General features: G+C 38.4%; 15 protein-coding genes and 1 pseudogene. All 16 read right to left on the reverse strand.

Annotated features, from left to right (window positions below; translation table 11 throughout):
- Window positions 1-76: 76 nt before the first annotated feature.
- On the reverse strand, window positions 77-1,063 hold the full coding sequence (locus tag EAL44_RS05885) for a lipid A biosynthesis lauroyl acyltransferase (RefSeq protein ID WP_121075779.1): 987 nt from the start codon (window positions 1,061-1,063) through the stop codon (window positions 77-79).
- A 104-nt stretch (window positions 1,064-1,167) separates the two neighbouring features.
- Window positions 1,168-1,284: pseudogene (locus EAL44_RS08130) on the reverse strand (lipid A biosynthesis lauroyl acyltransferase); the annotation flags it as partial.
- Window positions 1,251-2,261 carry a lipopolysaccharide heptosyltransferase I gene (waaC, locus tag EAL44_RS05895; protein WP_121075782.1) on the reverse strand — a complete coding sequence of 337 codons (1,011 nt, stop codon included), beginning with the start codon at window positions 2,259-2,261 and terminating at the stop codon, window positions 1,251-1,253. The gene waaC and the pseudogene EAL44_RS08130, both read right to left, overlap by 34 nt.
- Window positions 2,258-3,712, reverse strand: a complete 1,455-nt coding sequence (locus tag EAL44_RS05900) for a Ppx/GppA family phosphatase (protein ID WP_121075785.1) — start codon at window positions 3,710-3,712, stop codon at window positions 2,258-2,260. The genes waaC and EAL44_RS05900 overlap by 4 nt, the downstream gene beginning before the upstream one ends.
- Before the next feature lie 9 nt (window positions 3,713-3,721).
- Complete coding sequence (locus EAL44_RS05905) at window positions 3,722-3,976, reverse strand: YfhL family 4Fe-4S dicluster ferredoxin (protein ID WP_000055473.1); 255 nt, start codon at window positions 3,974-3,976, stop codon at window positions 3,722-3,724.
- A gap of 56 nt (window positions 3,977-4,032) precedes the next feature.
- On the reverse strand, window positions 4,033-4,590 hold the full coding sequence (locus EAL44_RS05910) for a beta/alpha barrel domain-containing protein (protein WP_121075788.1): 558 nt from the start codon (window positions 4,588-4,590) through the stop codon (window positions 4,033-4,035).
- Complete coding sequence (locus EAL44_RS05915) at window positions 4,578-5,873, reverse strand: tetratricopeptide repeat protein (RefSeq protein WP_121075791.1); 1,296 nt, start codon at window positions 5,871-5,873, stop codon at window positions 4,578-4,580. Before EAL44_RS05915 ends, EAL44_RS05910 begins: the two co-directional genes overlap by 13 nt.
- 36 nt (window positions 5,874-5,909) lie before the next feature.
- On the reverse strand, window positions 5,910-6,308 hold the full coding sequence (locus tag EAL44_RS05920) for a YkgJ family cysteine cluster protein (protein WP_001150534.1): 399 nt from the start codon (window positions 6,306-6,308) through the stop codon (window positions 5,910-5,912).
- Window positions 6,309-6,323: 15 nt separating this feature from the next.
- On the reverse strand, window positions 6,324-6,863 hold the full coding sequence (locus EAL44_RS05925; RefSeq protein ID WP_000803087.1) for a hypothetical protein: 540 nt from the start codon (window positions 6,861-6,863) through the stop codon (window positions 6,324-6,326).
- On the reverse strand, window positions 6,860-7,393 hold the full coding sequence (locus EAL44_RS05930; protein ID WP_001212813.1) for a hypothetical protein: 534 nt from the start codon (window positions 7,391-7,393) through the stop codon (window positions 6,860-6,862). Before EAL44_RS05930 ends, EAL44_RS05925 begins: the two co-directional genes overlap by 4 nt.
- Window positions 7,383-8,366 (reverse strand): hypothetical protein, encoded by a 984-nt coding sequence (locus EAL44_RS05935; protein WP_121075795.1) that lies wholly within the window; start codon window positions 8,364-8,366, stop codon window positions 7,383-7,385. The genes EAL44_RS05930 and EAL44_RS05935 overlap by 11 nt, the downstream gene beginning before the upstream one ends.
- Window positions 8,359-9,012 carry a lysophospholipid acyltransferase family protein gene (locus EAL44_RS05940; protein ID WP_114992172.1) on the reverse strand — a complete coding sequence of 218 codons (654 nt, stop codon included), beginning with the start codon at window positions 9,010-9,012 and terminating at the stop codon, window positions 8,359-8,361. The genes EAL44_RS05935 and EAL44_RS05940 overlap by 8 nt, the downstream gene beginning before the upstream one ends.
- 38 nt (window positions 9,013-9,050) lie before the next feature.
- On the reverse strand, window positions 9,051-10,364 hold the full coding sequence (gene miaB, locus EAL44_RS05945) for a tRNA (N6-isopentenyl adenosine(37)-C2)-methylthiotransferase MiaB (RefSeq protein WP_121075798.1): 1,314 nt from the start codon (window positions 10,362-10,364) through the stop codon (window positions 9,051-9,053).
- Between the two features lie 9 nt (window positions 10,365-10,373).
- Entirely contained in the window at window positions 10,374-10,616 is a 243-nt protein-coding gene (locus tag EAL44_RS05950; RefSeq protein ID WP_000780044.1) for a nuclease, read from the reverse strand.
- Window positions 10,617-10,676: 60 nt separating this feature from the next.
- Window positions 10,677-11,906 (reverse strand): adenosine deaminase, encoded by a 1,230-nt coding sequence (locus tag EAL44_RS05955; protein WP_121075803.1) that lies wholly within the window; start codon window positions 11,904-11,906, stop codon window positions 10,677-10,679.
- Window positions 11,891-13,027 (reverse strand): amidohydrolase family protein, encoded by a 1,137-nt coding sequence (locus tag EAL44_RS05960; protein WP_121075807.1) that lies wholly within the window; start codon window positions 13,025-13,027, stop codon window positions 11,891-11,893. Before EAL44_RS05960 ends, EAL44_RS05955 begins: the two co-directional genes overlap by 16 nt.
- Window positions 13,028-13,031: the final 4 nt, after the last annotated feature.

The raw sequence follows: 13,031 nt of genomic DNA on the forward strand, positions 1-13,031 counted from the left end.
AAATCAAGCTCTTTACTATTTATTTTTAAAAAATGCCTTTTAGCATTTTTTAATTTTTATCATTCCACTCAAAACCCTACCTTTGATAAATCTCAGGGTGGGTGCTTTTAAAACGCCTGTGGAACCAAAAATAACTTTCCGGGTGGTTTCTAATCACCTCTTCGCACAAACTCGCTTGGGCTTGCGTGCATTCTAAAATATCGTTTTCAGCGTTATCGGTGATTTTAGATCGAATGCTTTCATAATAAGTCGCTGTATAATGCGAATAATCGTCATTAAAATCAATGAATACTGGCTGAATATCTATATTGTAGCGGCGCGATAAAATAGAAGCGATCGTGGTGTGCGTAGTGTCTTTATTAAAGAATTTCACCACCACCCCATCTTTAGGCACGACATTTTGATCCACTAAAATCCCCACAAGGCCATTGCCTTGATTATACATTTTAATGAGTTCTTTCATCGCTCCCACTTTATTGACAAAACGCACCCCAAACGCTTCTCGCCTACTCATAATCATGTGATTGATGGGGGCGAATTTAGTCAAACGCCCCAAACACCCCCTACCATAATCCTTATAATATTGCGCTAAAGTCGTGCCTACCGCTTCCCAATAGCCAAAATGCATGCATAAAGTGATCGCTTGGCCTTCCTTGTTTAAGGACTTCCACACATTCTCTTCATTGATGAGCGTGAAACGAGCGTCGTATTCATCTTTAGGGATAAAAATCACTCTAATGGTTTCTAAAATAATGAAAGCAAAATTTTCATAACCCTTTTTAATGATCCTTTTTTTCTCTTCTTCGCTTTTAGAATCCCCAAACACAAAATCCAAATTGGCTTTAGCGTCAAAATAACGGCGCCTATCAAAGGTTCTCATCAGCCACGCCACAGCTTTAATGCACCTTAAAAACCACGAATGGGGCATTTTAGCCAAAATAAACCCCAAAATATTCACTAAAGATTCCACGATAAAAATACTCAAAATGCGCAGTTCTGTTTTAAAACCCTTGTCGTCTTTGTTTAATATTTTTTCGTGTATGAGTCGTTCTTTATAAGTCATTCTTTTTCCTTTAAAATGTTTAAAACGCATTCTTTAATTTTTTTAGGCTCTATATTTTGGATAGAAAAATCCTTTTTATGATAGCTAGCGTTTGAATTACCGGTGAGCGAAACATTGAGCAGTTCTGTTTTAAAACCCTTGTCGTCTTGTTTCAATATTTTTTCGTGTATGAGTCGTTCTTTATAAGTCATTCTTTTTCCTTTAAAATGTTTAAAACGCATTCTTTAATTTTTTTAGGATCTATGTTTTGGATAGAAAAATCCTTTTTATGATAGCTAGCGTTTGAATTACCAGTGAGCGAAACATTGATCGGGCTTTCTAATTTAAAACGCTCCATGGGCGTGTTGCCATAAAGGGTGATGCTAGCTTTTTGCAACGCCCATGCTAAATGCGTGATACCCGTATCGCCCCCAATAATCACATCCATTTTAAAAAGCAACGCCTTGACTTCGTTTAAAGTGAGTTTAGGGAGCAATAATACATCGCGCTGGTGTTTTAAAGCGTGATAAAGCGTAGTGGCCTTCTTTTCATCAGCATGCCATAACAAGCAAATTTGAAAATTTTCTAACATTAACGCTAATTCTTTAAAACGCTCTATGGGGTAAGTTTTATTGATTTTAGAAGTTTCTAAAACAAAAAGGATTTTTGGTTTATTTTGATTCCAATTTAACGCATTGATTTTTGGGGAATCTTGGTAAGAAAACACTTTAAATCTAGAGCTTAAGCCCTCTGAAATTTCTTTTTCTGGCAAGTTTAGGGCTTGAGAAAGGAGCGTGAAATTGCGCTTTAAAACAGGCTCATCATAAGCGATAGAAACTTTTTGCGAGTAAAAAAACGCGCTCAAACCCTCTCTAGCCGAAGCGTAATCAAAGCCGACTCTTTTAGGGGCTTTTAACATTTGCGTGATGAGGGCGGATTTGACTAGGCCTTGCATGTCAATGATTATATCGTATTCATAAACCCTTAAATTTTTAAAAAGTTTGAAAATCTTCAAAGGGTTCAAGGTTGTGAGTGCGCTTTTTAAAGCGATGGGGTGTAATTTATCAATATAGGGGGAATGCTCTAAAATCGCGCTAAATCTTTCATCTACGAACCATTCTATTTGAGCGTCAGTGAAACGCTCTTTAATAGCCGCTAAAAACACCGCGCTCACGATAATATCCCCGAGCGCTGAAAGCCTGACAATCGCTATTTTCAAGCAAACTCTATCATTAAAGGAATGGGCTTAATGAGTTTAGGGAGCATCTCTTTAGCCAAGTAAAGCGTGTCGTTAGAATGGATCACAAGCTTGTTTTTTTCTAGCGTGTATTTTAAATGGTGGCTGTCTGTCAGGCACAGATTTTCAGCTAAAGAAAGGATGAAACTCAGCCATTGTAAGGTTAAAAGGCTTGGCATCATCGCGCTCATGTGGGCGATAGCGTTGTCTTTAGGGATTTTTTTATGGCTGAATTGCGCTAATAAGCAAATGATCGCTCTATCCTGGTGGCTAAAGCCATAACTCAAAGCGTTTAAAATGAAATACGCGCTGTGCTTGTGGGCTAAATAGACGCTTAAAATCTTACCCATGCTCGCTAATTCCCCCGCAATCTTTAAATGGAAAAGGTATTTTTCATCTATTTTATGCAAAGGCGATAAGGCTTCAAACAATTTCACGCATTCTTTTTTGACCTTTTGGCTGTGCTTTTCATGGGGCAAAAAGCGATCTTTTAAAGAGATGAGAGAGGGGTTGATATTGGGGGGGAATTTATGGTAATGGTGGCGCAACAAATCGCTCAAAAACACGCCTTCTCTCACCCCTACCCCACTAGTGATCATCAAGGAAGTTTTTAAATGCTCCAAAACGACTGATAAAATCAACGCCCCACTCCTAATACTATCCAAACGCTCTTCATTCACCCCTAAAAGCCGTAACTTATCTTCTTTAAGCATGACAATTTTTTCAATGAATGCTAAGTTTTTATGTGCATCTATTTCATAGCCATGCAAAGAATCAATAGGGTAATCAAAGCGTTTCATGAGTATCTTACTCAACGCCCTAATCGTCCCCCCCACCCCAAAGGCGTTTTTATGCTTAAAGGGCAGTTTAGAGACCTCTTTTTGGATAAAGGCTTTAGCCAATTTGACGTCTAAGTCCTTGTCTAAAAACATTTCTTTAATGCGAATCGTACCGACATCAAGCGAGATTAAGTCCTTAATCTTGCCTTTTTCAATCAACGTGCACTCGGTGCTACCCCCTCCAATATCTATCGTGATCCCTGAATTTTTATGCAACAAATTCGCGCACGCGATCCCGCCATAGAGCGCTTCTTTTTGCCCGTCAATGATTTTGATTTGCAAACCGCAAGCCTTTTTCACCCTCGCTACAAACTCTAATCGATTAGGGGCATCGCGCACCGCTGAGGTCGCTACGCACAGGATTTTTTTGCTTTTGTATTTGAGGGCGATTTCTTTAAATTCACTCAAGGCTTTAACGGCTCGTTGCATGGGGATTTCTTGCAAGATTCCATTAAACGCATAACAGCCCTCTGAAATCCTGACCCTAGACTTGGTCTCAAAAAGCAAGTAAAACCCAAACTGACTCGTCTTTTTAAAGATAGCCAAACGCACCGAATTAGAGCCTATGTCAATCACGGTTGTGATTTTAGCCATTACTAGCCTTTAGTCTTGCTCTTTTAAGATTTCGTATTTGTATTTCAACTCCTCTTTGCTCTCTGCGTTGTTAGGATCCGGTAAAATCGCATCTACAGGGCATACGCTCACGCAACGAGGTTCATCATCATCATACCCGTAACACTCCGTGCATCGATCTGGATCAATACTATAAATGGGATCACCCTCTTCAATCGCCTCACTAGGGCATTCTTCTCTGCAAGCATCGCACGCAATGCATTCATCATTCACTAATAATGACATGACTAACTCCTTTTAAAAAGTTTGAATACGATTTTTACTCTAAATTAGCTTAAAATTCAATCTAAAAAGACTATTTTTTTTTGATTATAAGAATGGGGGTTTTTTTCCAGCACGCCTAAAACCCCTAAATCTTTTAAATGAGTGTAATCGGGCTTGTGGGTCTCTACAAACACGCTCAAGCCCAAACGCCGAGCGAACTCTACCATGCCTTTTAGATCCTCTTTTAAAAGCTCTTCATCTAAAACGACCCCATCAGAGCCTTGAACAAGCGATTCTAAAAGCTGGTAGTGGCTGATGAAAAGATCCTGATGGACAATCAAAGAACTCGCATGACGGCGCAACAACCCTAAGATTTCTAGATCAAACACGCTTGGCACGCCTATTTCGTATAATCCTTTGAAATTGACAATGATGCAATCGGTGCGGGTGTTTTCTTTCAAAAGCGTTTCTAAAACCTCATCAGGGGTTACAAAAACACAATCTTTAGTTTGAGGAATGATTCTAGGCAAGTAAGGGTTATACGACAGGCTTTTACCCAGCATTTCATAAGAAAGCATGCCCTCTTTTAAGGCTAAGCTTTTTTGTAAATTTTCTAAAATCCCTATTTCTTGCATTCTTGAATGATCTTATTATGCTCTTTTAATTCGGGTTCGGCTTGGATAGACTCTTTAGCGATGCTAGAAAAAATTTTTTTAGCCTCCAAACAATTCCCCAATTTGTAATAACCCCATGCTAAAGAATCCAAATAAAGCACTGATCCAGAATCCAACGCTAAGGCTTTCCTCACAAAATCCATGCCCCTTTTAATATCCATGTCATAATCTATTAAGGAATACCCTAAAAAATTATAAAAGAAAGCGTCTTGCGCGTCTTCTTTATCTTTAGTTTTAGCAAGCCAAGCTTGGCGCTCTTTAGTGGCTTTTTCTAATTTTTGAATGATAGGCAACATCTCTTGTTTGGTGAGTTTTTTATTTTTCGCGCTCAAGCTTTCATAATGATAAATGGCCTCTAATCCTAAGAATTTAGGGTCTTTTCTTTCTTGATAGATCAAAGAAGCTTGTTTGGAAGCTTGATCGAATTTTTTTTGCGCGGTGTATAAATCTAGCAATAAACGCCTGTCAAAAGGGAATAATTCTGCGATTTGCTGGGCCTTATCAAACTCTTTTAACAAGATTAATACCCCTATGTAAAATTGGGCGTTTTGAACAATAGGGTTTTTTTCATACAAACGAGCGAAAGTTGTTTTAGCCAAATCAAGCTCGTTAAATTGCGTGAAGGTGTTGAGCGCTTTTTGGCACAATTGCTCTGAGCAACCATACCTGTCTATATGAGATTGCAACAAGTCTAAGCCTTCTTTTTTGCGGTTTTGCAAAAAATAGATTGTAATGAGTTTTTCTAGGCTGTCTTCATCATGCACTTGGTTATAAAACTTATTCAACAACGGGAAAGCCTTATCCAAACGCTTTTGAGTCAAATACAAAGTCCCTAACACATTATCTGTGGCTATGGTCTTTTCTTCTTTACGGATTTTGTGTAATAGTTCAATCGCCTTATCAATCTGCCCCATTTGCGCATAGCCATCCACTAAAATCTTATTGATAGAAACATCGTTACGATTATTGGTGATTTTTTGATAGAGCATGGCTAAATGCATAGCGGTTTTAATGTCCCCTAAGCTCGCCGCTGAAATGGCCGCTTCTTTAGCATACACCACCTTATTGGTTTGCTTATAGAGATTCATATAGCCTTTTTGAGCGGCAGCAAAATCCCCTCTATGGAAAGCGTCTGAACTCAACAGGATTTGATGATCTTCTGAAAGGGTTTCAGCCTTAAGGCAAGAAAACAAGCTCAAAAGCAATAAATTTGCTAAAAATCTTTTCTTTGTTTGAATATTCATTATTTTATTTCCTTTTTTGTATCACTATAGTGAATTTTAGCGCACTTTAGTTTCTTTGGTTTTTTGTGTGATGCCCGGACAACTTTGGCAAAAAGCCTTTTTTTGCTCTTTAGAGAAAGTTTTCACGCTCTCCCAAAAAGGAAAAGTTTGGCATTGCTTAGGGCGTACGCTATAAATCTGGCATTTTTTCGTCTCCAAATCCAAAAACACGCACGCCAAACCCAACTCTTTAGCGTCTTTTTCTAATAAAGAAAACTTATACCCCACCTTTTTAACGTATTTTTGACTGAATTCTTCTAATTCTAATTTTAAAAAAGCGCTAATTTGTTGCATTTCTTGGATATTTAAAAAAATATACCCGCTTTCTCCCACGCAACACTTTGCCCCACAACCCTCGCATGCCTTAGGATTAAAACTGAAATCAAAATCTTGCATTAAACTACCCCTATCCTATTGGAGATCAATACTCACGCTAAATTGCACCAACAACCCTTCATCATCTTTAGAAATTTTTAAGGGCAATTGGCTTTGAGCACTCGGTAAATACTTGTTGATTAAGGTGAAAAAAAGATAGGTTTTTTCTAATTCGCTCGCTCTGGCCATGATAAAAAATTGGGTTTTTTGAGAGGGGTTTTGAGAGAGCAAGGGTTTGATTTTATAAGCATCAAAACATTTTTTTAAAATCTTTTCTAAGATCCGCCTGGACTCTTCATCATTAAAAATCTTTAATAAGGATTCGCTGGTTTCTTTTTGATTGCGATAGTTCGCTAGGGCTGTTTCAAAATGCCTTTGCGCGTATTCTAAAACGCTTTTTTTACGATTTTCTTCTAAAAGGATTTTTTTTAATTCCAACATGTTAGGCCATAGAAAATACTCGGTATTGAGCCAACCCAATAAGGAAAAAACCCCTAAAAAAATAAGGTTTTTGATGATAAACCCTACATCGCCTGATTGCTCTCTGTCTAAGTGTGAAAAATGCAATGGCTTCATTTAATAGACTCCGGATTTTTTATCAGTAAGGAATTAGAAAAGTTGGTGGAGACAAAATTAAACCACCCGTCGCTTAAAGGGAAAAATTCCGCCCTAGAATAATCAAACATGGGGTTTAGTTTGTTTTGAAACAAAAAATAAAAAGCTTCTTTAGAAGGGGTTTTACCACTAACCACCACGCTTTGCTGGTCTATTTCAATGCTATTAATAGTGATGGAATCCGGCACAATATTTAAAAGCCCTTGCAAAACATCTCGTATATCATCGTTGTAATTCAAACGCTTTTTGGCTTCTTTAATGAGTTTTAAGGTTTCATCAGTCTTAACCTGTAAGCGGCTGATTTCATGGCGGTAGAGCCTTTCTTGGATCGTCAAACTAGACGCGTTGTCTTGAGTGCTTTTAATGGCGTTGTGCATAAACCACACTAACCCCCCTATTACCACAAAAGATAAAAAAATGTAAAAAACCCAAATTTTAGAAAGCTTGCTGATAAGGTATTTCGCTCTTGGCTCAATATAACTAAAACGCATGCTTTTCATTCTCCATGCGCGCTAAAATATTCAACCGCTCCACTAAAGAAAAATCAAGCCTATCCACTTCTATCATCAAAGTTTCTTGCAAATGCACTAACGCTTTGTGGTGGATTTGACAGCTGTCTAAAACAACCACTTTTTCTACAAAGTCTATCTCTCTAGAATGATAGACGCTGCGCAATCCCTCTTGCAAAACATCTGCAATCAAGGGGATATTCGTCATACCTTCAATCAAACTATAAGCGTCCTCTGTTATTTTTTCGCTATTATCCTTACTGCTGTCTAGGCCTATCGCTTCTTCAAGGCTGTCAATATCTTCTTGGATTTCACTCAAAAACAAATCCACAGCCTCATTATCCATTCCCATAAAATCTTCTTCTTTGCTCTCTATAAACTCTTCAGGTTGTTCTTCTAAAAACACGGATTTGGCTAAAAAAATCTCTTTTTTATCCGCAATCAAAAAATAAAATCTTGAACGCTCCAAAAGCAAATACAACAACGGCTTATTTTCTAAATTATCGCGCACAAAATCATAAATAAGGCTAAAAGGCGAAAACAAAAAATCCACATCCTGGACTTTAAAACGCTTAAAATCCTTTAAAAAATCCTTAGATTCCACATAAACGCAATACTTTTGATTGACTTCGCAAGCATGATAATCTTGATTTTCTTGTTTGATTTGTTCAAACGCCTGCTTTTCGCATAAAACCTCTTTAGCTTTACTCATTGCACTAAAATAAGTGTAGGGGTATTTTTGGCTATAAGTTCTGGCGATTTTTAAGGCTTGAATAGGGACTTCACCATTTTTAGTCTCCACTTTAGTCTCAAAAGTTTTAAAAAATTTCTCTTTAATGCGATCGTTTTTGATCCTTATGACTTGAGTGGATAAAAGATTGTGATCCACATTAAAAGAGATATACACTTGAGAGCAAAACCTCTCCTTAAACGCTTTTTTTAACCCTTTAAGCACCCAAACCCCTTTGAGGTTCTTCAAACCCAACAGAATCCATGCGCGTCTTTAAATATTCTTTAGCCTTTGAAAGCTCCCATTCTTTAGGGATGATTACCGATTCTAGCATGTAATAATGCACTTCGCTAAAAGGCTTAGGGATTTCAAATTGATCCCAAGTGTTCAATTGCCATGCGTTTTTGCAAACCACCCGACAAGCGCTAATCCCCACGCCTGATTTTTGAGCTAGAGCGATCACCCCATCCGCTATGCTGTGCCGTGGGCCTTTGGGGCCATCAGGAGTGATAGCGACATCGCAACCTTCTTTCAAACGCTTAAGCCCTTCTATCAAAACCTTAACCCCCCCTTTTTTGCTAGAGCCTCTAATGTTTTTAAAACCAAAGCTTTCAAACAAACCCGCCGCAATAGAGCCATCAAAATGCTGGCTTGCGATCACATAAACAGAAGGTTTTTCAAGCCTTAAATACGCAAACCCGATCATGCCAAGCTCCCCATGCCAACAGCTTACAATAAAGGGTTTTTCTTTTAAATTTTGAGCTAAAAAATAGCGGTTTTTACAAGTTTTATGCAACAACCAAAGGACTCCAAACGCCAAACGAGGGACAACCTTTAAAACGATATTTTTCCTGAAAAATTTTAAGCTCAATTCTCGCCTTTAAACCCGCTCTTCATTGGTTATTTTGATTAGTTGCCTTTAATGGCCGCTATCAAGCGCCCTTTGGAATGAGAAACAATCTCCACTTTTACAAGCTCGCCCGGATTTCTTTTTTCCTTACAAGTTACTTCAATGAATTTCCCCGTATCGCTGCGCCCTTCAAAACCCACGATTTGATTATCCATTTCACGCCTGTTTTCCACCAACACCACATGCGTTTTACCCACCTCCAACTTGGCTTTTTCTTCTAGAATTTCTTTGTGTCTGTTTTGCAACCTCTCTAACCTTGAAGATGAAACCTCTAATGACACTCTTTCTTTCCAAGCTCCCGCTTCAGTGAAAGGGCGTGGGGAGTAAATAAAACTATAGAGCGTGTCAAAGCGCACTTTTTCTAGCACCTCCATCGTGTCTTCAAAATCCTTATCGCTCTCATTAGGAAAGCCCACGATAATATCCGTGCTAATGCCCACTTCAGGCACTAAGGCTTTTAACCTCTCCACCCGATTTAAAAACCACTCTTTACTATAACCTCTTCGCATCATCTTTAACACCGCACTAGATCCACTCTGTAAGGGCATGTGGATACTCTTGCACACTTTAGGGTTTTTGGCAAAGCGTTCTAAAAATTCATCATTCATGTGCAAGGGGTGAGGCGAAGTGAATCGTATCCTTTCAATGCCTGGAATTTCGCTCAATTTATCCAACAAATCGCTAAAATTGACTTTCGCATGCTCACTACTGAAACGAACGCCATAATTATTCACATTCTGCCCTAAAAGCATGAGCTCTTTAGTGCCGTTATGAGCTAATTTCTCAGCTTCTTTTAAAATTAAATCCATAGGGATAGAAATTTCTTTCCCCCTAGTGTGCGGGACAATGCAATAAGCGCATTTTTTATCGCAACCTATGGAGATGTTTAGTAACGATCGGATTTGAGCCTTTTTTTCAAAAAATTCAAACGCATACGCGCTTTCATCATAATCAATCGCCACTTCAACCGCTTTTTCTTTATGGATCACTTGAGAGATTTTAGACACATTCCTAGCCCCTAACACAAAGCTCACGCTTGGGGCTTTTTTCAAAATATCCGCTCCCATGTGGCTTGCGGTGCACCCGCAAACCCCGATTTTGGCGTTGGGTTTTTTGATTTTAGCGAATTGACCGATTTCTGAAAACAATTTCCTTTCAGGCTTTTCGCGCACGCTGCAAGTGTTGATTAAGATCAAATCCGCTGTTTTAGGGTCGCTAGTTTCTTTATAATCCAATTTGGATAGTTCGCTTAGTAGATGCTCGCTATCCCTAGAATTCATGGCACAACCCATCGTTTCAATATAAACTTTCAATACAAGCCTTTAAATAATGTGCAATTCATAAAGAAAATCTTTTTCATCAGTGCTGACCCTCACCTCATCTAAATAAGCTGTATGGCCTTTTTCTTTGAAAAAATCCACCGCTTTGAGCATATCTTTATGGGCGTTCGTGGGGGCAAAATAAAAAATAGAACGCTTATCTTCACTGAATTTGTGATACAAATCCTCCAATTCCACGCTCTTAGCGTCTGATTTTCTCGTATTCTTGGCTAAAACTAATTTCATTGACTCTTTCCTTAATTGATTTGGATTTCCCATTTTAACGCATTCTGTCTTTAAAACAAATTAGATCACCCTTTTCCCCCCTAAAAACAAGCGCTCCACTTCTTTAGCATGCAATAAAAATTGCAAAATCGCTTGCTCTTTAATGAATTTTTCATTAAAACCAAACACGCTCAAATCCGCTCTTTTGTTGGCTTCTATCTCGCCATTATTTAAAACTAAAGCTTTAGCCCCATGTCGTGTAGCTCCTAAAAGAGCGATCTTAGCTAATTCTAATAACGGCATGTTATGGGTGAGCAAAAACGCTCTTAATTCGTCTAAAAGGCTCAGCGAAATGTTAGAACTCAAGCCATCAGTGGCCACGCTCACGCTCAAACCGGCTTCTCTAACTCTCTCTAAATCCAACGCTTTCCCACTCAACAAGCGGTTAGAAAAGGGGCATGTGATTAAAAAAGCGTTTTTGACTTGAGATTTAATCCTTTTTAATACTTCTAAAGAAGCGAACTGGTTATGCACAAATAAAGTGTGCGTGTCTTTAAACATGTCAATGTAATCGTTCGCGCCCTTATAGAGCGATTTGAAATTAGACTCTTTTAAAAAATGCTGGTAAAAATTTTCAAACCACCCTTTAGAATTTTCTACCCATTCTAATTCTTCAAGCGATTCTAAAAAATGCGTAGAAAGCAGGCTTTGTGAATCTTTGGCTAATTGGATGACGCTTAAAGCCATGTCTTTTTGGACCGAATAAGGGGCATGCACAGCCAAAGCCGCTTTAAGTTTTTTATCTTCCAAATCTTTTAATTCTTTAAATTTGGCCTCAAACGCTTTTAATTTTTCTAAAGAATAGCTACTCCCTAAAAACTCTAAAAACACGACAGCACTCAAAGGGCTTTCTTTCAATAAATTAACTTCTATCAGGTGGTTAGAAATCGCTCCCACGCTCCCCACCCCACTTTTTAATTGCGTAATGATGGCGTTTTGAATAGCCCCTTGGCAATTTTCTAAAATCGCCCCCCCATTGTTTAACACGCTCCCTAACCAACCAGAAAAACTCCCGTAATCAAAACTCGCCTTGTTGTTGGAAAATTCAAAATGGGTGTGCGCGTTGATAAAAGCGGGCAACAGAACGGAATTTTCAAAAAACTGCGCCTTTAAGTGGGGGTATTTAAGCGTTAAATTCTTATAATCGCCTATTTCAACAATCTTTTCATCAAAGACCACGCCATAATCTTCTAACACTTCGCATTTTTCATTACACAAAAAAACTAAAGACGCTCCTATGATTTCTTGCATGCATTCTCCTTAATAAATGTGGTTTGCCCTTTTAAGATCATTCTTTGCACTTCGCCATACAATTCCAAACCATAAAAGGGCGAATTTTGATTACTCACTCTTGTTTGAGCGTTTAAATCCACAATCATCAAATTGGCTAATTGGTTTTCTTTAACCTCGCCTGCATTGAGTTTTAAAAACTTCGCTTGATTGATTGCCATGACTTTAATGAGCTGTTGGAAACTGATAACCTTTTTTTGAACTAAAAAAGTGTAAGCCACGCTAAAAGCGTCCTCTATGCTCTCACACCCAAACGCGCTTTCTTCAAAAAGCTGTGCGTTAGAATTTTTAGAAGCATGAAGGCTTGTGAGCATAGCGATTTCGTTATTTTTTAGGGCTTCTTTTAGGGCGTTTTGACCTTCCTTATCCCTTAAAGGAGGAGCGATTTTAAATCGTGGCTCATAATCTTCATACACGCTCTCATCTAAAACTAAATGGCTTAAGGGCGTTTGGGCTTGTAATTTCGCCCCTAAATCATTAAAGGCTTTGATGAGTTTGAGCGTGGTGGTGCTATTCACTTTATCTAAAAGCACAGGGATTTGTAACGCTCTAGAAACCTCCATGAAACGCACCAAGCGCGTGTTTTCAAACGCATTTTCCACAAAATTTTGTCCCAATTCATAGGCTAATGCCCCACTATTTAGGGTTTCAAAAGAATTTTCTAAAGAAATTAAAAGGGGTAAGTTGTAGGATTTGGCGTAGTGGCTGATGAGTTCTAAAAAAGCGTCAGATGGTGCGATTAAAATTTCCCCTCCTTTATTTTTAAGCGTGGCGATGTCGGCTAGTTGGTTGTTTTTGAGTGCTATGATGTTTTTAATGCCGCTTTGATCGCAATTAAAAACATTGAGTAACCCTACCCCTCCTTTAAAAGCCTTTTGTTTTAAATTTTCATAACCCTCCAAATCAGTAACGCTCAAATCAATGAAGCTTGGCAGCACGAATAAATTGCCGCACTCAACCACTTCTTCATTATTAATAGGGCTTAAGTCTTCTTCAATCTCTATAATGAGGGAATCTTTTAAGCGAATATCCGCTCTTTTTAAAACCTCATCATCATAAAACGAAGCGTTTTTTAACAGCATCAAA

Source organism: Helicobacter pylori (genome assembly GCF_003637685.1).
GTDB classification, from domain to species: Bacteria; Campylobacterota; Campylobacteria; order Campylobacterales; family Helicobacteraceae; genus Helicobacter; species Helicobacter pylori_CJ.